This window comes from Kitasatospora kazusensis (assembly GCF_039529945.1).
Taxonomy (GTDB): Bacteria; Actinomycetota; Actinomycetes; order Streptomycetales; family Streptomycetaceae; genus Kitasatospora; species Kitasatospora kazusensis.
In genome coordinates this window covers 71852-97527 of the sequence record NZ_BAAANT010000020.1, presented here as the reverse complement: position 1 = coordinate 97527, position 25676 = coordinate 71852, and the positions used below count along the sequence as shown (strand labels likewise).

Sequence of the window (25676 nt, the reverse complement as noted above, 5' to 3'; positions counted from 1 at the left end):
CATCGCCGCGCCACCGAGTGGTCACAAATACCGGCAAAATAGTCTGAGAATCAGCTTGATCACACGACACGCCGCGCCAAATTGCTGCCGGGCCTTACCCCGCGCCCGTACCGTGTGAAACGTGAGCAGTAGCGGCCTTATCTACGCGGTCATCGTAGGGGCCTGGGCTGCCTATCTGGTGCCGATGTGGCTCCGCAGGCAGGACGAGCTCAACGAAGCCCGTCCGACGGAACGCTTCAGTACCGCGATCCGCCTGCTGGCCGGCCGTTCGGCTTTGGAGCGGCGGGCATCCCGGGCCCTTGGCGACGAGACACGCGCCGGAACACCCGACGGAACCGGCGACGGAACCCGGGACCGGTCCCGGGGCGATGACCCGGCACGGTCCGCGGCGCCGGTTTCCGACCCGCGCCCGGAGCCCGACGCCGGCACCCGGTTCGGAGCCGAGTTCGCTGCCGAGCCCGACGCCGAACCCGACGCCGGCTCCGACATCGGACCGGAGTCGGAGCGCACCCCGCACGCATCCCTCGACGACCCGATCCCGGCCTCCTCGGCCCGTGCCCAGGGCGAGCACCGCGAGCGCCGGGCCCGGCTGCTGGCGCGCCGTCGGCGGATGGTGACCACCCTGTTCGCGGCCTTCGCGGCCGGCGCGGTGGTCGCAGCGGTCGCGGGCGTGGCCTTCCTCTGGGTCCCGGCCCTGCCGGCGGCCCTCCTCACCCTCTACATCGGCCACCTGCGACGGCTCGAACGCCTCCGGTACGAGGTCAAGCTCGACCGCGTCCGGGCGGCGCAGGCCGCCGAGCGGCTGCGCGAGCGCGAGCGGGCCCGCGAGGCCGACCGGAGCCGGCCGGAGACGCGGCCGCCCGCCCAGCGCCGCACCGGCCGTGGCGCGACCCACGACGCGGCGCACCCGGCCGACGCCAGGCGCCCGCACCTGCGCCTGGCCGTCGACCCCGACGGCGACGGCGGTCACGGCGGTCACGAGGAGCGGCCCACGGCCACGGCCTCGGCGCTGGTGGAGGCGACCGACCACGAGGAGTGGGTGGACGGCATGCGCGAACGCAGCGCGGCCGGCCCCGACTCCTGGGAGCCCGTCCCCGTCCCGCTCCCCACCTACGTGACCGCACCGGTGGCCCCCCGGGTCACCCGCGGCCTCGACCTGAACGCCCGCGGCACCTGGGACTCCGGCCGCACCACCGAGGCCCGCAACACCCAGCTCTTCGACCAGTACGCCGACCCTGCCACCCGCCCGCCCGAGAGCGACTACGCCACCCGCCCCCGCGCGGCCAACGAGTAGCCGCAGCGCCCCGCCGCCGGTCAACGCCCTGCGGCGGGGCGCTCCGCTCCGGGGGTGGTCACGGACCACCTCCAGAAGGTGCTAAAGTTTCCTCTTGTTGGGGCTGTGGCGCAGTCCGGTAGCGCACCTCGTTCGCATCGAGGGGGTCAGGGGTTCGAATCCCCTCAGCTCCACCCAACATCGAAGGCCCTCCCGGGATCATCCGGGAGGGCCTTCGGTCGTTTGTGCGGCAGTGAAGCACGGCAAGCACTCCGGCCACTCCGGCACCGGCCACTCCGGCACCGATCGCTTCGGCTCCGCCACTGGGAACTGACCGGCCGTAACCGTCCTGTGGCGTGCCACAATTCGTCCGCGCCACAAGCGTTCGACAGACTCAGCCACTCGGGGGGACCAGGAAATCATGCGCACGCGCGCCTTGGCAGGGACCGTGATCGCGACCGCAACGCTGCTCGGACTGGGCTTCCCAGTCCTCCCGGCAGTGGCGGCGGAGCAGACGGTGCTGTACGTCGACAAGAACGATCCCAGCTGCTCCGACCACGGCAGTGGCCAGGCCGAGCAGCCCTTCTGCGCCATCTCGGCCGCCGCGGCGGTTGTCCAACCCGGGCAGACCGTAGCGGCGTTGAGCGCCGACTACCAGGAGAAGCTGACCATCACCCGGTCGGGGACGCCCGGGCACCCGATCGTGTTCACCGGCGCACTTCCCGGCTCACACCGCTGGGCCGCGTCGGTGGGCGGGTACCAGCAGAACCCCGTCACCATCTCCGGCGCACACGACGTGGTCTTCGAGAACTTCTCCGTGCTGTCGTCGGTGGACGCCGGGAACGCCATCGTGGTGGACCACTCCGCCAGGATCACGATCGACCACGACTTCGACGGGAACGCCGCCGCCGGCCTGCGGGTGACCGGCGGGAGCACCGACACGGTCGTCAGCCGCAACACCTTCGACGGCACCCACCCCGGCCCCGCGGTGCAGATCGACGCCGGCAGCCGGAACACGACCGTGACCACCAACGTCTTCGACGACGCCTGGGACGGTGCGGTGTCGGTCGCCGACGCCCCTGGTACGAACGTCACCGGCAACACCGTCCACGGCGGCTGCGCCGACGCCATCACCATCAAGGGCGCCGGTACGACCGCCACCATCGAGAACAACGTTCTCGTTCCCGCCGCCGACGAGACGCCGTGCAAGCTCGGCAACGGTCTCGCTGTCGCGTCCGAGGCCGTGCCGCACGTCGAGGCGGACTACAACAGCTTCCAGCCGCTGGCGGGGAGCACGCCGTACAGCTGGGGTGGCGCCGCCTTCTCGGACAGCGCCGCCTTCTTCCAGCAGACCGGCCAGGGCCGGCACGACACCACGGCCGATCTCCAGCTGAACCAGGACCTCATCACCTCCGCCGGCTCCTTGGCCGCGGACTCGGCCGATCCCGCCGCCCCGGGCGAGCCGGACAGTGACTACGACTACGTGCCCGCCGTGGGGAAGCGTGACCGTGGTGCACACGAGTACCGGAGCATCGGCCAGGTGGCGGTCCTGGCCGACAAGCACCAGGGCGCCTACCCCCTCACGGTCACACTCACCGCGCAGGCGAAGGAGCTGTGGGGAACGGACCCGATCGCCTACACCTTCGACTTCGGCGACGGCACCCAGCCGGTCACCGCCGCCTCGAACCAGGTCACCCACGTGTATGCCGCGGCGGGCGACTTCGAGCCCGTGGCGACGGCGTCGGACAGCCACGGGACCCAGGTCTCCGGCGCGGTCGCCGTGCCGGTCAAGGTGCGCACGCCCGGCCCGCCGCAGCCGCGGCTCACCGTCACCCCGCAGCCCACCGGCAGCTTCCGTCCGCTGTCCTACACCTTCGACGGGACCGCCTCGACCGGCCCCTGGCCGATCGTCAGCCGGACCGTCGACTACGGCGACGGCAGCAGCGAGGCCTGTCAGCAGCGCTGCACGCACACCTACGCCGGTCCGGGGCACTACACGGCCACCCTGACGGTGAAGGACACCACCGGTCAGACGGCGACCGGCTCGCTGGCCGTGGACGTGGCGTACCAACCATCGCTCTTCCACGAGGCGTACGGCCGCATCCTGGACACCCGCACCGGCAACGGCTCGTACGACGGCACGCAGGGACCGCTCGGCCCCGACAGTGAGCTGACGGTCAACGTCAACGGGCCGCTCCCGCACGGCGGCGTCTTCACCGACAACGACGGCGGGACGACCGCCGTCGTCCTGAACGTCACGGCGGTGAACCCGACCGCCGCGGGCTTCCTGACCGTCTACCCCTCCGGCCAGACCCGGCCCACCACCTCGAACAGCAACTTCGTCGCCGGACAGACCGCCGCCCACCTGGTCACCGTCCCGGTCGGCCGGGACGGCACGATCAAGATCTACAACCACACGGGCGCGGTCAACGTGCTGGTGGACCTGGTCGGCTGGTACTCGTCGAACGGCGAGGAGCGGTTCACCAGCCTGACGCCCAGCCGGGTGCTCGACACCCGCGTCGGGACCGGCACCGCGACGCCGGGGCAGCTCGGGCCGCAGGGCAGCGTCTGCTTCCCGCTCCCGGCCGGCCTCGGGCTGCCGGCCCACACGGACGAGGTGGTGCTGAACCTCACCGCGACCGGCGCCGACCACGCGGGATTCCTCACCGCGACCGTGGACAGCAGCCTCCGTTTCTTCTCCAGCCTCAACTTCGCGCCCGGCGAGACGGTGGCCAACCAGGTGATCGTGCCGATCTCCGCCCCCATGGGCAACGGCAAGGTCTGCGTCAACAACGGCCCGGGCCACGTCGACGCCGTGGCGGACATCACCGGCTACTACGCCACCGACGGCCAGGGCCTCTTCACGCCGGTCACCCCGAGCCGGTTGCTCGACACCCGCACCGACAACTCCCCGTTCGGCCCGGGTGAACACCGCACCGTGCCGATCGCCGGCACGCCCGGGGTACCCGCCGACGCCATCGGCGCGGTGCTCAATCTGACCGCCACCGAGCCCGACCACGACGGCTACCTGACCGCCTACCCGAGCGGCACCACGCGCTCCGGCACGTCCACCGTCAATTTCGCCGCCGGGCAGACGGTACCGAACCTCACCACCCTCGGCCTCGGCACGAACGGTGGCGTGGACCTCTACAACCTCGCCGGCCACACCCAGGCTGTGGCCGACTTCTTCGGCTACTTCACCAAGGGCTGAGCCGCCCCGACGCCGGTGCCGCCCCCGCCGACCCGGTGGGGGCGGCGCGTCCCGGGCCCGTCCGGCGGCGCGAACTCGGTTGCGGGTGACCGGATCTGGCGGAGTGTCCCCCGGTTCGCCGTAGGTTCGAACGTACGCGCTAGGCTTCGGCCTCTCTGCGTTCGAGCACTACCCAAGACTGGAGGGTCGGTGTCCCATCGCCGCCTCACTGCGACTGCCGCCCTGTTCGCGGCCGGCTTCGCACTGATACCCGCTGTCGGCCACGCCGCCGACAGCGGTCCCGCCGCCGCCGTCCAGGCCCCGGCGGCATCCGCCGCCTTCGAGGCCGCGCGCTCCGCCGCGCTGGACACCTTCGAGAGCCCGGCCGCACACTCCTACCGCATCCCCCGGACGCTGCCGACGGGCGGGCCGACGAGCCGCGCGGCCGGCAGCGGCCGGACGCTCGTCGTCGCCCCCCGGGTGTGCCAGACCGACACCGGGACCGGTACCGCGGCCGCGCCGTTCTGCACCGTCCAGCACGGGGTCGACGCCGCCCAGTCCGGTGACACGGTGCAGGTCCAGGAGGGCAACCTGCGCGAGTCGGTGACGGTCCACACCTCGGGCATCACCGTCATCGGCCAGGGCAACGGGGGCGTCTTCGCCCTCGATGCCCTCGCCGGGCAGCCCGCACTGACCCTGGACGGCGTCACCGGTGTGACGCTGCGAAACCTCCAGCTGCTGTCGGACGGCGTCCCGGCGCTGCGGGTCGTCAACTCGTCCAAGGTGACGATGGACGCCGGTATCGCCTACGCCTGGCAGGGTGACGCCGTCACCGTCGACGGCACGTCCAGCGACGTGACGGTCAGCCGTACCTACGTCCGGATCGGGCGTTGGACCGCGGGGAAGGCCACCGTCCGGATCGCCCCCGGGGCGAGCCGGGTCACCCTCACCGCGGACGCGCTGGCGAACGGCGGTGTCGTCGCCACCGGGGTGAACGGGCTGGCCGTCGCGGGCAACACCGTCCAGCGCGGGTGCTCCCCGGCCCTGGACCTGGACGGCGCGTCGACCGGCGTCACCGTCCGGAACAACCTGTTCGTGGACTCCAACTCCGTCGACAACGACAACGGCGGCTACAAGGAGGACTGCCTGGCGAAGTCGCAGCCCTGGGACCCGAGCGTCCGGGTCGCGGCCGACGCGGTCGCGGGGACCATCTCCGACACGAACACCTTCTACTTCCCGTCCGGCAACGGCACCGCCCCGTACAGCTTCGGGGGGACGGCCTACCAGACCCTGGCCGACTTCCGGACCGTCACCGGTCAGGGCACGCACGACACCGTCGACACCGTGCGGCCCGGCTCGACCCTGATCCGCAACTCGTACGGCGGCCAGGACCTGGCGCTCCAGAAGGGCTCCACCGCGATCGGCACCGCCGACCCGACGGCGCCCGGGCAGCTGGACACCGACTTCTACGGCACCAAGCCGCGCACCAGCCGTGGCGCGGTGGAGTACCTGAGCACCGACCCGGGCCTGGCGATCGGACTGACCGCCAAGAACACCACCGCCCGTGGGATCGAGCTCGACGCCAAGCTCAGCTCGCAGAAGCCGGACTACGCGACCTACACCGTGAACTGGGGTGACGGCCAGCAGACCTCCGGCGCGATCTCCCCGGCCACCGGGCGGGGGGACACGCACACCTACGACAAGCCCGGCCACTACACCGTGACGGCCACGGTCGCGCCCAACTACACGGGTGACGTGGTGACCAACTCGGTGGACATCACCACCGCCGGCTCGCACTACACCGCGTACGGCCCCACCCGCCTGCTGGACACCCGCAACGGCACCGGCGCGCCGACGGCCAAGGTGGCGCCGTTCTCCACCGTGCAGATCAAGGTGGCCGGTCAGGGCGGTGTCCCCGCCGACGCGGTCGCCGCCGCGCTGAACATCACCGCCACCGGCACGGAGCAGGGCGGCTTCATCACCGCCTACCCGGCCGGCAAGGCACGGCCCGGCACCTCGAACGTCAACTTCACCGCCGGGCAGACGGTGCCGAACCTGACGATCACCCCGGTCGGTACGGACGGCTCGGTGGTGTTCTACAACGGCAGCAAGGGTTCGGTGGACCTGGTCGCCGACATCACCGGCTACTTCACCCACTCGTTCTCCAGCGGCTACACCTCCACCAACCCGGGCCGCCTGGTGGACACCAGGATCGGCACCGGCACGGCCAGGGGCTCGGTGCGCGGCGGCGGTTCGTTCACCGTGCAGATCGCCGGCAACAACGTGGGCCCGCTGCCCGCGAGCGGCGTGACCGCCGTGGCGTTGAACGTCACCGTGACGGGCCCGCAGGGCAGCGGCTACCTGACGGCCTTCCCGGACGGGACGGCGCTGCCGACCGCGTCCAACCTGAACTACAGCCCGGGCCAGACCGTCGCCAACGCGGTGATCGTGCCGGTCGGCGCGGACGGGAAGATCAAGATCTACAACGGCAGCTGGGGCTCGGCCGACGTGGTCGTGGACGTCGTGGGCTACTACAGCCCGACGGGCGTCAGCTCCTTCATCCCGGTCACCCCGTTCCGCTGGCTGGACACCCGGACCTGGGGCAAGGGGCCGCTGTACGACAGCAGCCACTACTACATCTACTCGCGGTTCGGTGACCCGGGCGACACCGGGTTCGTCCTCAACACCACCGTCACCAACACCACCGCCGGCGGCTACCTCACCGTCTCGCCGGACCCGAACGACATCGCGGCGTACCAGAACAAGTACGCGACCTGGCCGTCCCGGCCGCTGGTCTCCACGCTGAACTGGAAGCAGGGCGACACCGTGCCGAACCTGGTCCAGGCGACGCCCGGCCCCGGCGGCATCGTCGACTTCTGGAACACCGGCGCCGGCGTCGCCGACCTGGTCGTCGACGTCTCCGGGTACTACACCGTCTGAGTCGGGCACCAGCCCGCGCACCTGCCGCGCACCGGCCGATCCGCCTCGCCGGACAGCCCGGTGACGCTGCCGGCGACGGGCGGGTGAGCACGGATGGCGGCCTTCGAGACCTGGTCTCGGAGGCCGCCGTCCTGCTTTCGGGGGCGCGGTGCCGCCGAGGCCTGCGGGCCGGTCGGGCGTGGCTCCGGCGCAGCGGAGAATTCGTGAGCTGCGGCACCCGGTCTGCTGTACCCTCTGCGAGATCAACAGCCTTACGCGGGTTGACTCGGGGGGATCACCAAAGGTGAATCGATGGCTGGCCATGGCGCTTTCCGGGGGGTGCGCCGTGGCTCAGGCGATGCTCCTGTTCGCGCTCCGTCCGCTGATCCTGATCGAGCGCGGCGCCGGGCCCGCGCGACTGGTCGGCGACGACATCCGGGTGCAGGGCCTGGACCTCGGCGGCTTCGCGGCGAAGGGCGGCGGCCACCTCGGCTGGTGGGTGCCGCAGCTGGTCTTCCTCGCGCTGTCCACGGTGCTGATGTACGGCGTGCTGCGGTCCGCACCGGACGCCCGGCCACGGGTCCGGACCGCGCTGGAGCTGGCCGGGGCGATGCTGTTCGCGGCGGGCGTCGCCGATTTGCTCTGCCTCGCCATGGACCCTGCGCGGCGCCCGACCGGTCTCGGCTACCGCGACTGGTTCGTCGACATCCAGTTGAAGCAGGCGTGGTCCGCGCCCGTGCAGTTCGTCCTGCTGACCGGCTGGGCAGTGCTCCTGCCGTGGGCGGCGGTGTGGCGCCTGCGGGAGTGGCCGATCTTCCGCGAACTGGTGGGGGAGACGGGCACCGGAGACGGCGTCGGCCCGGAGCGGGCTCCGGTGCTCGGCACCGCGCACGAACGCCGCGACGCGGTCCTCGCCGGAATCATCCCGATGGTGCTGCTGGCGGTTGCCGGCGGGCCTCTCCTGAGGCACTCGAACGTGCGCCAGCTGAAGCACGGATCGCTCACCTTCGCCCCGGATCTCTGGCTGCCCTACCGCCCGCCAGCCCTGGCCGACGAGTGGAGCGGAGTCCTCTACCCCGCTCTGCGGATGCGGCCCCTCAGAACGGAGAACATCGCCGGGTGGCTCGGGACCCTGGCGGTCTGCCTCGTGCTGCTCCTGGTGCTCGCAGCGGCACTGCGGGCCGTCGCCACGGGCATGGCCGGGAAGCACCCGCTGCGTCTGCTGATGGAGTGCTGGTGCGCGACGCTGCTCGCGGCGGTCGCGGCCGCCGCAGTGGAGACCGCCCTGCTCGGCGATGTCGTTCCCCGCTTCGCGTTCGGCCCGGTACACCCCTTCGACGCGGTGGGCGCCGACGCGATCCGGTTCGGCGCGGTGTGGGGCTGGGCCACGGGCGCCGCCTTCCTCGGTGCGGTCCTGGTGATCGGGCGTCGTCAGCACGGCAAGGAATCCAGCGTGAAGGAAGGGCGGTCGAGCCGTGCCGAGTAGCCGGACACGAGGCAGCAGGACCGAGGCACTCAACCGGATCCGCCGACGCAGGAGCGGGCAACCCGCCCCGGCGGGTGTCGACCCGTCCTCGGCGACCCCGGCGGGTGTCGACCCGGGTGGAGAGGTGTCCTCCGTGACCCCGGAGGGTGTCGACCCCGGCGGCGAGGAGGCTTCGGCGACCCCGGCGGGTGCTGACCCGGGTGGTGAGGAGCCCCCGGCGGCCCCGGCGAGCGTCGACCCCGAGGGCGAGGAGACCCCCGCGACCCCGACAGGCGCCCTCGACCGGTTGAGGTACCTCAGGAAGCCGGGCACCTGGCTGGCGGGGATCCTGCTGACCGTGGCGGGCGTGACCTTCCAGGACGTACTGACCAGCACCGCGAAGACGGTCCTGTCGCTGGACAGCCTCCCCGACCGGCTCTCGCCGCAGAGCGCCGTCGAGGTCGTCGAGGTCAGGAATGTCAAGGACACCGGGGACTTCCTGGTCCGCGACGACACGGACGGACGCTTCGCCGCCGTGCTGGACTCCGATCAGTCCTGGTGGCAGAAGGCCGGAATCGTCGACGTCGGACAGTCCGCCTGGATGGTCACCCTGCGGGGCCGTGCCACCCAGCAGGTCCGGATCACCGACATCGTGCCCGAGCTGGAGGGCGGGACGTGCGCGCCGCCGCTCTCCGGCAGCCTGGTGCACGCCCCCGCGCAGGGCGCCGCCGACGTCATCCCGCTGGGTATGACCATCGACGCCCCGGTCCCCAAGATGACGGTGACCGCGGAGGGCGTCGGCAGCCACCCGGAGCCGTACTTCACCGGCGCCAAGGCCAAGACCATCACGCTGGACCGGAACGAGAGCGAGGCCTTCGTCATCACGGCCCAGGCGAACTCGGCCTACTGCCGCTGGCGCTACCGCATCCACTACCAGGTGGACGGCGCGGCCGCGGACATGGTGCTCGGCCGCCCGGACGGCAAGCCCTTCGAGCTGACCGCCGAACTGCCCGACGCCGGCCGCTACCCCTCCGTCTACTTCCGTTCCTTCCTCTGCGGCAACGGCGGCTACACCCCTCGTCAGTGGTTCACCGCGACGGGCAAGGCGTACGCCACGAGCAAGGCGTACGCGACCCAGCACGGGGGCACCGGGGTGCCCTGCACGGACCACCACTAGCCGGCCGGGACAGGTCCGGCGAGGCCCGGACGCAGCGGGGCCCGGCCGGACGTGATGTCCGGCCGGGCCCCGTCGTACGGTGGCCGCCGAGGCGTCAGGGGCGGCCCGCGTACGAGTCGTACCGGGGTGCCGGGGCCTGCGGGGCCGGGCGGTGGCGGTGTCCGCGCGGGTGGCGGGTGAGGGTGTAGCCCGCGACGCCCGCCAGGGCGGCCAGTGCGGCGCCGCCGAGGGTCCAGTACCAGCGGGTGTTCCAGCCCGTGAACAGGCCGGAGTACCAGTGCGAGCCGGTCGTGGCCGGGGCCGGTGCGGCCAGGCCGGGGGCGGGGGCGGCCGATCCCGCGTTGACCGGCGGGACCAGGGGGGCCTTGAGCTCGCCGCCCTCGGGCTGGGCGTCGTCCGCGCCGCCCTTGGCGGCGACGTGCACCTTGACCTGCGCCGGGAGCCCGAGGTCCTGGGCGTCCACGTCGGTCAGCGACAGCCGGACGTAGTACGTGCCCGGCAGCGGGTCACCCGACCACGGCTCGGCCCAGGAACGGATCTGACGCAGTGTGCAGCTCAGTGCCACCGAGTCGGCGGCGGTGTCGGCCGTCGTGTTCTGCGGGCCCGCCGTGCAGGACTGGCGGCGGCGCAGCCCGTCGAACAGCTCGACCGACCAGGTCTGCGGGCTGTGCCGCTGGGCGGCCGGCGGCAGGGTGACGTTCACCTGCACGGTGTCGGTCTGCCCCTCAGAGGCGGCGAACGCCCAGTAGAGGTAGTCGCCGGTGGAGGCCGGCACGTTGGCGTCCTGCCCCGCCGCGAGCGTGGTCGCGGTCAGGAAGGACGTCCCGGCGGTGGCGACCGGGACGGTGCCGGAGGAGGCGGACGGGGACGGCGAGGCCGAGGCCGAGGCGGCGGTGGCGGCCGGGGCCAGCACCGGGATCAGGCCGAGGGCGAGCAGTCCGCCGCGAAGGAGTGTCGTACGCATGGTCAGTTCTCCTGCCAGACAGCGATCCGCCAGCGTGCGACCCAGCCGAAGAGCAGGCCGGTCAGCAGGCCGGCGCCGGTGAGCACCAGCAGCAGGATCCAGCCGCGGCCGAGTCCGGCGGCCGGGCCGTCGGGGGCGGGGGAGGCGGCCGTCACGGCCACGGTCAGTTCGAGCGGCAGGCCGGGATCGGCCTGGGTGCCCGACTGCGGGGCGAAGGAGTTGCTGACGACCAGGCAGACCGACTGGCCGGCGGTGGCAGCAGCGGTGTCCGTGGACGTGGACGCGGACGCGGACGGCGAGGCGGTGGCCGCCGGGGCCGACCAGCGCACGCCGGTCGACGCGACGTCCGTGCGGCCGCTGCCCGCGTCCGTACCGCGCACCAGTTCCTGGCCGCTCTGGTCGGTGGCCTGCAGCAGCACGCCGTAGTCGCGGGCGACCGCGCGGTCCAGCGCGACGCTGACCGAGGCGCGCAGCTCCTGGCCGGGCCTGACCGGCACCCGGTAGACCCGGTGCTCGGAGAACTTCTCCCGGTCGCTGTAGACGCCCGGCGCCAGCAGCGGCGCGGAGGCGCACTTGTCGGTGCCGGCGGTCTGGGCCGGGACCACCTTGTAGGTGTCGGTGGACCGGTTGACCAGCTGCTCGACCTTGCCGGTCAGCTGCGCCTGGGTGCGGACGTCGGTGTAGGTGCCGCCGGTCGCGTTGGCGATGCACTGGAGCTGCTGGCTGGTCTTGTCGTCGTGCGCCAGACCCAGCGTGTCGACCACCAGGTGGGTGCCCTGGGCGGCGAGTTCGCGCGCCACCTCGCACGGGTCCGGCGGGGCGCAGTCGTCCTCGCCGTCGGTGATCAGCACCACCCGGTGGGTGGCCGACCCGGTGCCGAGGTCCTGGGCCGCGCCGCGCAGCGCGAGGCCGATCGGGGTCCAGCCGGTGGGCCGGAGGGTGGCCACGGCGGTCTTGGCCTCGACCTTGTCCGTCTTCCCGATCGGGAACAGCTGCTGGGTGTCCTGGCAGCCGTGCGCCTTGTCGCTCACCGGGTAGGTCGCGCCGAGCGTCCGGATGCCGAACTGGGCCTCGGGCGGCAGGGCGTCGATCACCTCGTCGATCGACCGCTGGGCGACCGAGATCCGGCTCTTGCCCTCGATGTCGGTGGCGCTCATCGAGCCGCTGACATCGAGGATCAGGTCGACTCTGGGGGCCTCGGCGGTGGTCTGGGCGGTGGTGGGCGGGCTGGTGGGCTCGTCGGCGTGGGCCGGGAGGCCGCTGAGCAGCGAGCCCGCGGTTATCGCGAGGGCCGCGAGCAGGCCCAGCGGCCCGGCGGGCAGTCGTCGTCTGGTGGTCGTCACGGCCCGCATCCTATGGATCATCAGTTCCCGAAGACCAATGCGGCACCATTCGGGGCGAACTAGGCTGCCGGACAAGGCGGAAGGGGGCCCGAGTGCGGCTGAGCGGGGTCGGCAAGCGGTACGGGCGGGGTGCGCCGTGGATCCTGCGCGGGGTGGATCTCGACCTGCGGCCGGGCGGGCTGGTCCGGGTCGAAGGGGCGAACGGCAGCGGCAAGTCGACGCTGCTCAAGCTGGTCGGCGGGGTCGAGGCGGCGACGACGGGGACGGTCGCGGTGCCCGGCCGCCGGGCGTACGTGCCCGAACGCTTCCCGCCCGCGCTGCCTTTCGACGCGCGGACGTACCTGCTGCGGCTCGGCCGGATCCACGGGCTGTCCGCCGCCGAGGCCGCCCGCCGGTCCGCGTACTGGCTCGACCGCTTCGGCATCGCCGACCGTTCGGGCACCCCGCTGCGCCGGCTCTCCAAGGGCAGCTGTCAGAAGGTCGCCGTCGCGCAGGCCCTGCTCGCCGAGGCCGACGTGCTGCTGCTGGACGAGGCCTGGACGGGCCTCGACCAGGAGGCCCGCACCCTGCTCGACGAGGCGGCCGTCGAGCGCGCGGCCGGCGGCGGCCTGGTGCTGTTCGTCGACCACGACCCGGACCGGCTGGCCGGCGCGGCCACCGCCCGGTACGCCGTCCGGGACGGCGGCCTGCACGCCGCCGGCCCGGTACCGGACGACGGCTCGGCCCCGCGGGTGCGGATCGAGGTGACCGGCCCGCTGCCCGAACGGCTGCCGGGCGACCCGGCGCGCACCGCGCTGGCGGACGGCGGCACGCTGCTCGACGTCCCGGCCCGGCACTCCGACGCGCTGCTGCGCAGCCTGCTCACCGGGCAGCCCGCCGCGCACATCCGCTCGGTCCGGCCCGGGAGGTCCGGGTGACGCACCTGATCCGCTATCAGCTGGAGCTGCTGCTGCGCTCGCAGCGCTGGCTGCCGCCCTTCCTGACGTACGCGCTGCTGATGGTGCTCGGGATCTCGGCCGGGGAGTCGCTGCTCGGCGCGTACGGGTTCGGCACGGCGATGCTGCTGCCCGTCACCGCCTGGTACGTCCGCTGCACGGCGACCGGTGAGCCCGCCGCCGCGCGGGCCTGCCTCGGCGCGGCGGCCGGGCAGCCGCGGACGCACCTCGCCGCGCTGCTGGCGGCGCTGCTCGCGGGGCTGGCACTGGGAACGGCCGGGTTGCTCGCCGTCTGGGCGGTGAGCGGGCGGACCACCCTGCCGCCGCAGGCGGAGGTCCCGCTTCCGCAGGTGCTGCTCGCGGGTCTGCTGGGCACGGTGGTCTGCGTCCTGCTGGGGGCGGCGGTGGGAGCGCTCTGCACCCGTCCGGTGCTGCTGCGCGCCCAGTACGGCATCCCGGCGGCCCTCGGGGCGTCGGTCCTGGTGCTGGCGGCGCCCGGGTCGCCGGCCAACGCGGTCGTCCGCGCGCTGATCACCGCCTCGCGGACGGCCCGGGTGGCCTTCCCGTGGGCGGCCTTGGCCGAGTCGGCCGCCGGCGCCGCGCTGGTGTTCGCGGGGGCGGCCCTGTTCGCCGGGCGCCGTGCGGCGGACTGAGGATCCGCCAGGTGACGGCCCGCCCGCGGCCGGAGCAGCCGAAAACCGGACACACCGTCATCAACATGAATAAATATGGCTAATCCTCGCTAAGGTGCAGGGGCATCTCCCGCACCCCGACAGGACGGCCAGTGGCGTCACCCTCAGCAGCAGCCAGGTCCGGCCCGCCGGCCCGCGGCCCGGTCAAGACCCGCCGCAACACCGAACTCGCGCTGCTCCTCGGCGCGGTGCTGATCGCCGCCTTCGGCTACGTCGAGGTCGGCGCCAACATCGACGGGCGGCTCCCGTCGGGGGCGGTCGGCTACGGAGCGGCGCTGGGCGTGCTGGCGCTGCTCGCGCACGGGGTGGTCCGCTGGAAGGCGCCGTACGCGGACCCGCTGCTGCTGCCGATCGCCGTGCTGCTGAACGGCATCGGACTGGTCGTCATCTACCGGCTGGACCGGGCCACCCCGAAGAGCGCGGCGGCGCCCACCCAGCTGCTCTGGTCCACGCTCGGGGTGGCGCTGTTCATCGGCGTGGTGGTGGTGCTGCGGGACCACAAGATCCTCCAGCGCTACGCGTACGTCGGCGCGCTGGCCGCGCTGGTGCTGATGGTGCTGCCGATCTTCTTCCCCCCGGTGTACGGCTCACGGATCTGGATCAAGGTCGGGCCGCTCTCCTTCCAGCCCGGTGAGTTCGCCAAGATCCTGCTCGCCGTCTTCTTCGCCGCCTACCTCGCGGTGCACCGGGACGCGCTCGCGCTGACCGGCCGCCGGGTCTGGCGGTTCCAGCTGCCGCGCGGGCGGGTGCTCGGCCCGGTGCTGCTGATCTGGGCGGCCTTCGTCGGCGTCCTGGTGCTGGAGACGGACCTCGGCACCTCGCTGCTCTTCTTCGGGCTCTTCGTGGTGATGCTGTACGTCGCCACCGCGCGCAGCGGCTGGATCGCCATCGGGCTGTTCCTGGCGGCCGTCGGCGCGGTCACCGTCGGCTGGCTCTCGCCGCACGTGCACAGCCGGGTGACGGACTGGCTCGACCCGCTCGGCTCGATCGCGGCCGGCCAGGGCGCCAACCAGATCGCCCAGTCGCTCTTCGCCTTCGCCTGGGGCGGGGTGCTCGGCGCCGGGCTGGGCAACGGGCACTCGATCCTGATCGGCTTCGCCGCCAAGTCCGACTTCATCCTGGCCACCATCGGCGAGGAACTCGGCCTGGTCGGGCTGGTCTCGCTGTTCCTGTTGTACGCGCTGCTGGTCTCCCGCGGCTTCCGGACCGGCATCGCGCTCACGGACCCGTTCGGGCGGCTGCTGGCGATCGGCCTGGCCGCCATCGTCGGCATCCAGGTCTTCGTGGTCGCGGGCGGGGTGCTCGACCTGATCCCGCTCACCGGCATGACGCTCCCGTTCATCGCCCAGGGCGGCTCCTCCGTGGTCACCAACTGGATCATCGTGGCGCTGCTGGTCCGGATGAGCGACGCGGCCCGCCGCCCACGGCCGGAGGACCAGCCGTGACCCCGCTGCGCCGCGACCGGCCCGGGGGCTCGGCCAATGGCCCCCAGGGGCTGCCCGGCATCTCCACCACCGGCCGCCGGGCGGGCACCTTCTGCCTACTGCTGATCGTCGCGCTGGCCGTCCAGGCCACCCGGGTCCAGGTCTTCCGCTCCGACTCGCTGGACCACAACTCGGCCAACCAGCGGCTCACGATCCAGCGCTACGCCGAGCCGCGCGGCAACATCCTGGTCGGCCCCGACCCCGTCACCGGTTCGGTGCCGACCGGCGGGCGCTACGACTACAAGCGGACCTACACCGACGGCTCCCAGTACGCGGCGGTCACCGGCTACTCCTCGCAGACCTACGGCAACACCCAGCTCGAAGGCATCGAGGACGCCCTGCTCACCGGCACCGACAACCGGCTCGCCGGTTGGGCGGTCTGGGACGAGATCGCCCGGAAGCAGAACCCCGGCGGCGACGTCTACACCACCATCGACAAGGCCGCCCAGCAGGCCGCGACCCGGGGGCTCGGCAGCCAGAAGGGCGCCGTCGTCGCGATCGAGCCGGCCACCGGCCGGATCCTCGCGCTGGCCAGCACCCCCTCGTACGACCCCGGCAGCTTCGCCGGCTCCTCCACCGCCGACCAGGACGCCTGGAACAAGCTCCGGGCCGACACCGACCAGCCGATGCTGAACCGGGCGCTGCGCCAGATCTACCCACCGGGGTCGACCTTCAAGGTCGTCACGGCGGCGGCGGCGCTCTCCGCCGGCGTGGTGTCCGACCCCGGCGCGGGCACCGGCGCCCCGTATCCGTACATCTTGCCCGGCACCACCACCGAGCTGGTCAACGACACCTCCGCCTGCGACCGGCCGGACCTCTCGCTCGACACCGCGATGGTCTACTCCTGCAACAGCGTGATGGGCTATCTCGGGGTGCGGGTCGGACTCGGCAGGATGGTCTCGATGGCGGAGAACTTCGGCTTCAACGACCCCAGGCTGGACATCCCGGTCCGTGCCGCCCGCAGCAACTTCGACACGAAGATGAACGACTCGCAGGTCGCGCTCTCCTCGATCGGCCAGTTCGACACCGCGGCGACCCCGCTGGTGATGGCCATGGTCGCGGCGGGCGTCGCCAACAACGGCAAGGTGATGTATCCACAGCTTGTGGACAAGCTGGCCAGGAGCGACGGCAGCACCGTCCAGCTGATGAAACCCGTCACCTACAAGCAGGCGCTGACCCCGGAGGTCGCGGCCCAGGTGCGGCAGCTGATGACGGACGTGGTGGAGAACGGCACCGGCCGGAACGCCCGGATCAGCGGCGCCACCGTCGGCGGCAAGACCGGTACCGCGCAGCACGGCGTGGACAACACCGGCGTCCCGTACGCCTGGTTCATCTCCTGGGCCGGGCCGAGCGGCTCCGGCGGCGTCCCGCCGGTCGCCGTCGCGGTGGTGATCGCGGACAGCAGCGCGACGGACGTCACAGGCGGCGGCCTCGCGGCGCCGATCGCCAAGTCGGTGATGCAGGCCGTCCTCGGCAAGGGCTGACGGGGCACGGGCTGACGGGCCGGGCCCGGGACGGGTCCCGGCCCCGGGGTGCGGCAGGTGCGGGGCCGGCCTGCTGTGACAGCACTGTGACGGCCGGGGTGACTCCCGTCACGGAGTCGAAAACGCGGCTCGGCTAGCGTGGGGAGCTTGGTCTCGGCTAACCGGGGTCAGCACACCACTTCCGGGGGGTCTCCCGTCATGCCCACGTCTCGGGGCGCGATGTCCGACGCGGTCACCGCGCTCAGTCCGTCCGCCGTCCCGGTCGTCCCCGTGGCGCCGGCGGCTGCCGTCGGATCCGGGCGGCAGCGGACCGCTCTGCTCATGCTGCTCTGCTTCGCCGTCGCCTTCGCGCTCGGGCTGCAGCAGTGGTCGGCCGTCCAGATCGGCGGATTCGACCTCTCGATCTTCGACCAGGGGATCCGCGGCTACGCGCACTTCGGGCTGCCGATCTCCGAGGTCAAGAGCTACCACCACGAGTTTCCGCCCGGGTTCTCGCTGCTGGGCGACCACTTCTCCCCGGTCCTGGCGCTGCTGGCCCCGCTGTACTGGCTCTGGAACGACCCGCGCACGCTCATGCTCGGCCAGGCCCTGCTGTTCGCGCTGGGCGTCCCGCTGGTCCGGCGGATCGCCGTCCGCACCTTCGCCGCGAGCGACGCCCGGACCGTCCGCCGCGCGGCCGACCTGGCCGGGCTGGTCTACGCACTGGGCTGGCCGCTGCTCGCGGCGGCCCGGGGCGGCTTCCACGAGGTCGGCTTCGCCGTCCCGCTGACGCTGCTGATGTTCGAGCGCGGGATGGCCCGCCGGTACGGCACGGTCGCCCTGGCGGCGCTGCTGATCTGCTGCACCAAGGAGGACATGGGCCTCATGGTCGGCGCGTACGGCCTGGTGCTGGCCCTGCGCAGCCGCCGCGGCCACGACGGGCGCGGCCTCGGCTACGGCCTGGGCCTGCTGATCGCCGGTCCGGTCGTCTCGGTGGCCGCGATCACCTGGCTGATACCCGCGATGGGCGGGCAGCCCGGCTACTACTGGAACTACGGGCAGCTCGGCCCGGACGCCGGTTCCGCGGTGCGCAACGTCCTCGGCGACCCCACGCTGCTGCTGCACTCGGCCTTCAGCACGACGATCAAGCCGCTGCTGGTGCTCTGGCTCTTCGGCACCCTGCTCGCCCTGCCGCTGCGCTCGGCGACCGCGCTCTGCGCGCTGCCGCTGCTCGCCGAGCGAATACTCTCCGACAACCCCAACCACTGGTCGATCGCCCACCACTACGACGCCTTCCTCTGGCCGATCATGCTGACGGCCACCCTGGAGGTCCTGGGCCGCCTGCACGCCCAGGAACGCACCCGGCGCACCGCGCGCCGCCTCGGGGTCACGGTCGCGGCCTTCTCGCTGCTGGCCGCGGTGCCGCTCGGCCTCGGCTCGCTCCTCGTCCCCGGCGACTGGCAGCCCAAGAGCAGCGCCGCCGCGATGGTGCGGGCCGCCGCACTCATACCCGACGGCGCGTCGGTCGAGGCGGACAACCAGATCGTGCCCCGGCTCACCTCCCGGACGGACGCCGTCCTGGTCGACGGGACGCCGCGCGGACGCGACTACGTCCTGATCAGGCCCGAGGTCCGGACCTTCCCGTTCCTCTCCGCCCAGCAGCAGGCCGACCGGGTCCAGCTCCTGCTGGCCCACGGCTACCAGCAGATCTGGGCCGAGGACGGCGCGGTCCTGCTCCACCGCGTCGGCACCCAGCCCATCCCCGGCGCCCACATCCCCGGCCCCGACAGCAAGCCCGTCCAGGACATCGTCCCCAAGGACGTCGGCCGCAACCTCTTCTCCGGCTGAGGACCCCCCTCCGGGGAGGCGGCACGCTCGGCTGGGTCCACCCGACAGTGAGGGCTGACCCCAAGGGGCGCGGGGAACTGCGCGAAACGGGAGTAACGGTCCGGTGCCTTCCGCCTCGCGCAGTTCCTCGCGCCCCTGGATAGTGCAACCTCGGGCGAGCTGCACAGCTGTTCCGCGCGGGTCCGACGGGATCGCCTCGGCAGGCCCTAGCCTTCGATCATGGAACTCGCCGGACGAGGACCGGTGCAGGCCGTCGGCTGGACACTCGCGGCTGGTTGGGCGGCGGTCTTCCCGCTGGCCTCGGCCGTGCCGAACCAGGTCTTCTGGGGCGCCCTCGCCGCCCCCGCCTACGCCGTCGCGGCCCTGCTGCGCCTCGCGCTGCCGCGCCGGATCGCAGCGGCGGCCGCCGCCGGCGCGGCGCTGCTGGGGGCGGTGCTGCTGCCGCTGGTGCTGCTCTCGCTGAGCGGGCGCCGGCAGTCCGAGGTGATGGTGGTCGAGCGTTCCGCGGACCTGCTGGTGCACACCGGCGTCCCGTACCTGCCGCATCCGGTGCTGGCCAGCGACTTCAACCCGTACCTGCCGATGATGACGCTGTTCGGGGTGCCCCGGGCGGTGCTGGGCAACGTGGGGCCGGTCAACCTGCTGCTCGGGGACGCCCGGGTCTGGTTCGCGGCGGCTTTCCTCGGGTGCCTGCTGGCCTGCGGGCGGCTGCTGGGGGCCGGCTCCCGGTGGCGGCTGCTGCCGCCGCTGGCCGCGCTGACGGCCTCGCCGCTGATCGCGCTGGCCCTGACCGGCGGCGGGGTGGACCTGCCGCTGATCGGGGTCTGCTGCCTGGCGCTGGCGCTGGCGGCGAACGGGCGGGCGCTCCCGGCGGGGCTGGTGCTCGGGTTCGCCTGCGCCCTCAAGTGGACGGCCTGGCCGGCTCTGCCGGTCGCCGCGCTGCTGCTGTGGCGGCTGTACGGGCGGCGCCCGGCGGCCCGCGCGGCCGGGACGGCGCTGCTGGCGAGCGCGGCCGTCATCCTGCCGTTCGCGCTGACCCGGGCCGGGGTCCTGCTGGAGCAGGTGGTGCGCTTCCCGTTGGGGCTGACGGCCGTGCCGACCCCGGCGGGCAGCCCGCTGCCGGGCCGGGTGCTGGCGGGGCTGGGCCCGGTCGGGCACGCGGTCTCGCTGGCCCTGCTCTGCCTGGGCTCCGTCGCGGTCGCCGGGTGGCTGCTGGTCCGCCCGCCGACGGGTGCGGTGGCGGCCTGCGACCGGCTCGCCGCCGGGTTGACCGTCGCCTTCGCGCTGGCCCCGGCCGGGCGGTTCGGGTACCTCGCGCTGCCGACCGTGCTGGTCCTCTGGCCCCGGTTGGCGGCCGGGCGGGCTCGGCGGGTGGCCGCCGCCGGGCCGGTGGAGAGGTACGGCACGATGAGGGTGGCAGACAGGCGTACTGGGTCGGCGGCACGGGAGTCATGGCATGGGTGAGCAGCAGCGTCCTGGGGGCGGCGGGTCGGTGCGTGGCACCGGTCGGCGGCGCTTCCTCGGGCTGGCCGTCGGTGCGGCGGCCGGGCTGACCGCCTGCGGTCCGGGCGGGAAGCCGGGGCCGGGCCCGAGCGCCGGGCTGCGGGCCGGTGCGGTGCCGGCGGATCCGAGTCCCTCCGCCTCCGCCTCCGCCTCCGCTTCGGCGAGCACGGTGTCCGAGAACGCCCGGCCGGGCAACGCCGACTGGGCCGTCACCAAGGCCGGCCCGCAGCAGGCGATCGAGGGCTTCGCGGACCGGGTCAGCGTGCTGCCCGGCGAGCAGTTCGGGCTGCACGTGTCCACCACCGCGGCCGGTTTCACCGTCTCCGCCTACCGGATGGGCTGGTACGGCGGCGCCCGGGCCCGGCTGGTCTGGAAGTCCGGGCGGATCGCGGGCCGGAAGCAGCCGGCGGCCACCGTCGACCAGAAGACCCGGATGGTGCGGACGGGCTGGGCGAGGACCACCGCCGTGGACACCACGGACTGGCCGGAGGGCAGTTACCTGCTCCGCCTGGACGCCGACGGCGGCGCGGGGCAGCGCTACGTGCCGGTCACCGTCCGCTCGCGTTCGACCGCCGGGAAGACCGTGGTCGTGAACGCCGTCGCCACCTGGCAGGCGTACAACGAGTGGGGCGGCTACAACCTCTACAACGGCCCGAGCGGCGGCCTGCCGACCCGCTCGCTCCAGGTCACCTTCGACCGCCCGTACCAGTACGACGACGGCGCGGGGCTCTTCCTCACGTACGAGGCCCCGCTGATCGCGCTGGCCGAGCGGCTCGGGCTGCCGCTCGCGTACGTCACCGGGGTCGAGCTGGCGGCCGAGCCGGACCTGCTGCACGGCGCGGCCGCCGTGCTCTCGCTGGGCCACGACGAGTACTGGTCCCCGGAGCAGCGCCAGCACGTCACCGCCGCCCGCGACGCGGGGACGAACCTGGCGGTCCTGGGGGCGAACTGCTGCTTCCGCCGGATCCGCTTCGAGCCCTCCGACCTGGGCCCCGGGCGGGTGGTGGTCTGCTACAAGGGCGCGTACAAGGACGACCCGGGCTACCAGGCCGGCAAGCCCGCCACCACCGACTTCCGCTCCGCGCCCGGCGCCGATCCGGAGAGCTCGCTGCTCGGGGTGATCTACGACGGCTACCCCGTGGACGCCCCGTACGTGGTCACCAACCCCGGGCACTGGCTGTTCGCGGGGGCGGGCGTGCAGAAGGGCGACAGCTTCCCGCACCTGGTGGGTGTCGAGTACGACCGGGTGAACACGGGCTTCCACACGCCGCGTCCGATCGAGATCCTGGCCCACTCCCCGGTGGTCTGCGAGGGGCGGCACAGCTTCTCGGACACCGCGTACTACACCGTGCCGGGTGGCGCGGGGGTCTTCGCCAGCGGCACCATGCGCTGGGTCGAGGCCCTGGACGCGCAGGGCCCGGGCGGCGGCGGGGACCACGGCATGGACGCCAAGGCCGGGGCCTTCACCCAGAAGGTCACCGAGAACCTGCTCCGCGCCTTCGCCGCCGGACCGGCGGGCTCCGCCCACCCGGCCGCCGACAACGTCGCGGCCGTCTACGGCAAGGGCTGAGGCCGGCGGCCGACGCCGGTACCCGGCGGGCGGGGAACCGTGCGGTTCCCCGCCCGTGGGGGGATCAGCCCTTGTTGCCGACCTGGAGGACCACGGCGGCCGCCGGGGCGGCCGCGTCCGCGCCGTGTCCGCCGCCCTCGATCTCCACCGCCACCGCGAGGTTGCCGCTGAAGGCGGTGAACCAGCTGTTGGACTTGGCCTGGTTGCCGACCTCGGCGGTGCCGGTCTTGGCGCCGGTGCCGCTGGGCAGGCCGGACACACCCGCCGCGGTGCCACTGGTCACGACCTGCCGCATCATGCTCCGCAGGGCGTCCAGCGTGCTGCCGGAGAGGGTGCGGTCGGCGGGGAGCTGCTTGCTCCCGGGGACCAGGATCGGCTGGTGGAAGGTGCCGTTCTGGACGGTCGCCGAGACGGAGGCCATCGCGAGCGAGTTCATCGTGATGGTGCCCTGGCCGATCAGGTCGGCGGCCCGCTGGTTGGGGGTGGCGGGCGCGGGGATCTTCGCCGGGTTGATCTTGAGGCCGAGCGCCCAGACCGGGCCGAGGCCGAAGACCTCCTTCGCCGTGTCCGCCTGCTGGCTGCCGGTCAGCGTCTTCATGCCCTGCTGGATGAAGGCGGTGTTGCACGAGGCGGCGAAGTCCTGGGTGAACGTGTTGTTCGGGAAGGCGCCCTTCTCGTCGTTGGCGATGGTGTTCCCGTTCACCGTGATGGTCTCGGGGCAGGGCATGGTCGCCGACGGGCTGATCCCGGCCTCCAGCAGCGCGGCCGCATCGATGATCTTCATGGTCGAGCCGGGGGCGAGGCCGCCGAGGAAGGCCCGGTTGTAGCTGGCGGGGGTGTTGGCGATGGCCAGGATGTTGCCGGTGCTCGGCTCGATCGCGACGACCGACCCCTGGAGCCCCGACGCGTGCGCCTTCAACGCGCTCTCCGCCGCCGCCTGCACCTTGGCGTCCAGGGTCAGGCTGAGCGGCTTGCCAGGCTTGGGGTCGGTGACGGTGAAGAGCTTCTCGGCCGGCTTCTGGCCCGAGTCGTCGGTGATCACCACGCCCTGTCCGGCGTCGCCCGGGTTGCCGGCGGCCTGGCTGTTGAACGAGCCGAGCAGCTGGTCGAGCGAGGCGAAGCCCTTCAGGGACTTGCCGTTGCGGTCCACCACCGAGGACGGCGGTGCGTAGATCGGCGCCACACCGATGCTCTCGCCGGTGCCCAGGTGCGGGTGGATCACGGTCGGCGCCCAGTGCACCAGCGTCTTGCCGTTGCTCATCTTGACCACCCCGAGCGCGCCGGCGTAGTTCCAGGCGTTGCCGGTGGTGGCGAACTCGACCTTCGCCGAGAAACCGACCTTCACCTGCGAGGCGGGCGCGCCCGGGTCGGCGGTGGCACCCGAGGACGCCGACGCGGACGCGGAGGCCGACGCGGACGGCGCGGCGGAGGAGGCCGGGGTGGCCGAGCCGCCGGGGACGAGGGTGATCGCGCTGGGGTTGAGCTTGGTCTTGAAGGCGGTCAATGCCGTCAGGGCCTGGCCCGGCTGGTCGGTCAGCGCGGAGGCCGCGGCCAGGTCCCCGCCGGACCAGGCGTCCAGGAACGCCTTCGCCCCGGCCGCGGCCTGGTCGGCGGTCGGCGGCTCACTGGACACCGTCACCGGGGTGGGGGTCGAGGAGGCCGAGCTGGAGCCGGCCAGCCCGGTGAGGTCGTAGGCGCCGTAGCCGCCCGCGCCGAGCAGCACGGCGCAGACGGTGCCGATGGCTATCTTGGTGCCCTTGTTCATGGTGCGTTCCCCCCGTTGTCCGTTCGGTCGATCGAGACACCCTAGTCAGGCGGACCCCTCGCAACAGCAGCCGGAGTCCGCTTTGTCACCGTTCTGGTACCTGCCGCCGCGTCAGCTCCGGCGGTCCGGGCCGGCGGTCAGATCCAGCTGGTGAACCACATCCGGGCCCGCCAGGCGTCCATCGGGATCGTCTCTCCCGTATAAAGCGGGTAGAAGTACAGGAAGTTGCACATGATCAGCAGAATCAGCAGTCCGGCGGCCGTGACGCCGATCACCCGGCGCTCCGGCGAGGCCTTCGCCGGCCCTATCATCGCGCCGATCATCATCGTCACGGCGAGCACCAGGAACGGCACGAAGGCGACCGCGTAGAACAGGAAGATCGTCCGGGTCGGGTACAGGAACCACGGCAGGTACCCGGCCGCGACCGCGCACAGCACCGCACCGGCCCGCCAGTCCCGCCGCAGCGCCCAGCGGTACAGGCAGTACGCCAGCGCCGCCACGCCCGCCCACCAGAGCAGCGGAGTGCCGATCGCGAGCACCTCGCGGGCGCACTCGTTCACCTGGCAGCCGCTCTGGCCGAGCTTCGGGGAGTCGTAGAAGTACGACACCGGACGGCCCTGCACCAGCCAGCTCCAGGGGCTCGACTGGTAGGTGTGCGGGCTGGTCAGATGGACGTGGAAGTCGTACACCGCCGAGTGGTAGTGCCAGAGGCTGCGCAGCGCGTCCGGCACCCAGGTCATGTCCACCCGGAAGGGCATCCGGACGCCCTGGACGTACTCGGGCGACAGCCCGGCGCGGTGCAGCGCCCAGTCCCGGCCGTAGCCGCCCTTGTCCGGTGCGGTGCTGCTCAGGAACCAGCCCGTCCAGGAGGCCACGTACACCGTGCTCGCCACCAGGAGCAGCAGCGGCCCGGCGAGCGTCGCGTCCCAGAGGGCGTACCGGAGCGGGTGCCGGGTGCCGGCCAGCCGCCGGGCGCCCAAGTCCCAGCAGACGCCGAGCAGCCAGAACGCGACCAGCACGTACATGCCGCTCCACTTGGTCGCGCCCATCAGCCCGATCGAGACGGCGGCGGCCAGCCGGTATGGGCGCCATCCCACCGTCAGCCAGTCGCCGCTGGCGCTCGGGGTGTTCTCCAGGTGGCGGGCGATCAGTGCCCTGGTCCGGTCCCGGTCGAGCAGCAGGAAGCCGAAGGCGGCCAGGAACCAGAACATCACCACCAGGTCGAGCAGCGCGGAGCGGCTCATCACGAAGTGCAGCCCGTCCACCGACAGCAGCAGCCCGGCCACGCAGCCCAGCAGCGTCGAGCGGAACAGCCGGCGGGCGATCCTGGCGGTCATCAGGAGGGACATCGTGCCGAGCAGCGCCACCATGAACCGCCAGCCGAACGGGTGCATCCCGAACAGCCACTCGCCGAGCCCGATCACCCACTTCCCGACCGGCGGGTGCACGATGAACGACGGGTCGGTGCGGAAGGGGATCGACTGCGGCGAGCCGAGGATCTTGCCGTTGGCGTCGTCCGGCCAGTTCGTCTCGTAGCCGCCGTGCCAGAGCGCGTACGCGTCCTTGGCGTAGTAGGTCTCGTCGAAGATCACCGCGTTCGGCTGCCCCAGGCTCGCGAACCGCAGCAGCCCGCCGAACAGCGCCACCCCGACCGGCCCGAGCCAGCCCGACCAGCGGACCAGCCAGGACCAGAGGCCGGCCGGCAGCGCGATGCCCAGCCGGGCCAGCACCGGCGAGGGCGGCACAGGGTCGGGCGTCACGCCCGGGCCGTCCGGCATCGGCGGTACCAGCCGCTCGGCGAGCTCCGCGCCGTCCGGCGCCCGGTACCCGTACCGCTCCAGCCCGCGCTGCCACCGACCGCGCTGCGCCGGGACGGCGGGGGTGTCGCTCGGCAGATCCACGCCACCCCGCTCGGTGTGGTCTACGCCAGTGGGCGTCTCAGGTACCAGGTCGCGGCTCACCCGCCACATCGTAGGGGCGGGCCGTGAGCGGGCGACGGGCCGCTCCGAAGCTGTCCGGTTCGTCACCAATCTCCCCGCCGTGGGGGAGCGGCGGGGAAACCGCCCGCCGTACTGCGAGGATGGG

Annotated in this window: 16 protein-coding genes and 1 tRNA gene; 13 read left to right on the top strand and 4 right to left on the bottom strand. The window is 73.1% G+C overall.

Features of this window, described 5'->3' with window-relative positions; genetic code table 11:
• Nucleotides 1-121: 121 nt before the first annotated feature.
• The 6 genes from sepX to ABD330_RS18520 all read left to right on the top strand — a co-directional run bounded on the left by sepX (nucleotide 122) and on the right by ABD330_RS18520 (nucleotide 10024).
• Nucleotides 122-1294, top strand: coding sequence for a divisome protein SepX/GlpR (gene sepX, locus ABD330_RS18545; protein WP_344466406.1), 1173 nt, complete (start codon nucleotides 122-124; stop codon nucleotides 1292-1294).
• 99 nt (nucleotides 1295-1393) lie between these two features.
• Nucleotides 1394-1467, top strand: a tRNA-Ala gene (locus ABD330_RS18540).
• Nucleotides 1468-1721: 254 nt separating this feature from the next.
• Nucleotides 1722-4484: a PKD domain-containing protein gene (locus ABD330_RS18535; protein WP_344466404.1), complete on the top strand. Its 2763-nt coding sequence runs from the start codon at nucleotides 1722-1724 to the stop codon at nucleotides 4482-4484.
• A 189-nt stretch (nucleotides 4485-4673) separates the two neighbouring features.
• Nucleotides 4674-7403, top strand: coding sequence for a PKD domain-containing protein (locus ABD330_RS18530; RefSeq protein ID WP_344466401.1), 2730 nt, complete (start codon nucleotides 4674-4676; stop codon nucleotides 7401-7403).
• Nucleotides 7404-7728: 325 nt separating this feature from the next.
• Complete coding sequence (locus ABD330_RS18525; RefSeq protein ID WP_344466399.1) at nucleotides 7729-8868, top strand: hypothetical protein; 1140 nt, start codon at nucleotides 7729-7731, stop codon at nucleotides 8866-8868.
• Between the two features lie 133 nt (nucleotides 8869-9001).
• Nucleotides 9002-10024 (top strand): hypothetical protein, encoded by a 1023-nt coding sequence (locus ABD330_RS18520; protein WP_344466397.1) that lies wholly within the window; start codon nucleotides 9002-9004, stop codon nucleotides 10022-10024.
• 94 nt (nucleotides 10025-10118) lie between these two features.
• Here ABD330_RS18520 and ABD330_RS18515 read toward each other — a convergent pair whose 3' ends face one another.
• Nucleotides 10119-10988, bottom strand: a complete 870-nt coding sequence (locus tag ABD330_RS18515) for a peptidase (RefSeq protein ID WP_344466395.1) — start codon at nucleotides 10986-10988, stop codon at nucleotides 10119-10121.
• A 2-nt stretch (nucleotides 10989-10990) separates the two neighbouring features.
• On the bottom strand, nucleotides 10991-12340 hold the full coding sequence (locus ABD330_RS18510) for a VWA domain-containing protein (protein WP_425555569.1): 1350 nt from the start codon (nucleotides 12338-12340) through the stop codon (nucleotides 10991-10993).
• 83 nt (nucleotides 12341-12423) lie between these two features.
• Here ABD330_RS18510 and ABD330_RS18505 point away from each other — a divergent pair, with 83 nt between their 5' ends.
• From ABD330_RS18505 to ABD330_RS18475, 7 genes are all read left to right on the top strand, one after another.
• On the top strand, nucleotides 12424-13248 hold the full coding sequence (locus tag ABD330_RS18505) for an ABC transporter ATP-binding protein (RefSeq protein ID WP_344466391.1): 825 nt from the start codon (nucleotides 12424-12426) through the stop codon (nucleotides 13246-13248).
• Nucleotides 13245-13919 carry an ABC transporter gene (locus tag ABD330_RS18500; RefSeq protein ID WP_344466389.1) on the top strand — a complete coding sequence of 225 codons (675 nt, stop codon included), beginning with the start codon at nucleotides 13245-13247 and terminating at the stop codon, nucleotides 13917-13919. Before ABD330_RS18505 ends, ABD330_RS18500 begins: the two co-directional genes overlap by 4 nt.
• Nucleotides 13920-14050: 131 nt before the next feature.
• Nucleotides 14051-15403 carry an FtsW/RodA/SpoVE family cell cycle protein gene (locus ABD330_RS18495; RefSeq protein ID WP_344466387.1) on the top strand — a complete coding sequence of 451 codons (1353 nt, stop codon included), beginning with the start codon at nucleotides 14051-14053 and terminating at the stop codon, nucleotides 15401-15403.
• Nucleotides 15404-15462: 59 nt separating this feature from the next.
• Entirely contained in the window at nucleotides 15463-16926 is a 1464-nt protein-coding gene (locus tag ABD330_RS18490; RefSeq protein ID WP_344466444.1) for a penicillin-binding transpeptidase domain-containing protein, read from the top strand.
• A gap of 198 nt (nucleotides 16927-17124) precedes the next feature.
• A complete protein-coding gene (locus ABD330_RS18485; RefSeq protein WP_344466385.1) occupies nucleotides 17125-18753 on the top strand; it encodes a DUF2079 domain-containing protein in 1629 nt (542 codons plus the stop codon).
• Between the two features lie 219 nt (nucleotides 18754-18972).
• The gene (locus ABD330_RS18480; protein WP_344466383.1) at nucleotides 18973-20217 is read left to right on the top strand and encodes a hypothetical protein; all 1245 of its coding nucleotides are present in this window, start codon (nucleotides 18973-18975) and stop codon (nucleotides 20215-20217) included.
• Nucleotides 20210-21826, top strand: a complete 1617-nt coding sequence (locus tag ABD330_RS18475; protein WP_344466381.1) for a N,N-dimethylformamidase beta subunit family domain-containing protein — start codon at nucleotides 20210-20212, stop codon at nucleotides 21824-21826. Before ABD330_RS18480 ends, ABD330_RS18475 begins: the two co-directional genes overlap by 8 nt.
• Before the next feature lie 64 nt (nucleotides 21827-21890).
• Here ABD330_RS18475 and ABD330_RS18470 read toward each other — a convergent pair whose 3' ends face one another.
• On the bottom strand, nucleotides 21891-23591 hold the full coding sequence (locus ABD330_RS18470; RefSeq protein WP_344466379.1) for a penicillin-binding transpeptidase domain-containing protein: 1701 nt from the start codon (nucleotides 23589-23591) through the stop codon (nucleotides 21891-21893).
• A 137-nt stretch (nucleotides 23592-23728) separates the two neighbouring features.
• Nucleotides 23729-25561, bottom strand: a complete 1833-nt coding sequence (locus ABD330_RS18465; RefSeq protein ID WP_425555572.1) for a dolichyl-phosphate-mannose--protein mannosyltransferase — start codon at nucleotides 25559-25561, stop codon at nucleotides 23729-23731.
• Nucleotides 25562-25676 lie beyond the last annotated feature (115 nt).

Bases quoted from the DNA above. Each gene is read 5' to 3' on its own strand.
- ABD330_RS18470 (WP_344466379.1), bottom strand. From the start codon at position 23,591: ATGAACAAGGGCACCAAGATAGCCATCGGCACCGTCTGCGCCGTGCTG.
- ABD330_RS18475 (WP_344466381.1), top strand. From the start codon at position 20,210: ATGGGTGAGCAGCAGCGTCCTGGGGGCGGCGGGTCGGTGCGTGGCACC.
- ABD330_RS18510 (WP_425555569.1), bottom strand. From the start codon at position 12,340: ATGCGGGCCGTGACGACCACCAGACGACGACTGCCCGCCGGGCCGCTG.
- ABD330_RS18465 (WP_425555572.1), bottom strand. From the start codon at position 25,561: ATGTGGCGGGTGAGCCGCGACCTGGTACCTGAGACGCCCACTGGCGTA.
- ABD330_RS18485 (WP_344466385.1), top strand. From the start codon at position 17,125: ATGCCCACGTCTCGGGGCGCGATGTCCGACGCGGTCACCGCGCTCAGT.
- ABD330_RS18515 (WP_344466395.1), bottom strand. From the start codon at position 10,988: ATGCGTACGACACTCCTTCGCGGCGGACTGCTCGCCCTCGGCCTGATC.
- ABD330_RS18480 (WP_344466383.1), top strand. From the start codon at position 18,973: ATGGAACTCGCCGGACGAGGACCGGTGCAGGCCGTCGGCTGGACACTC.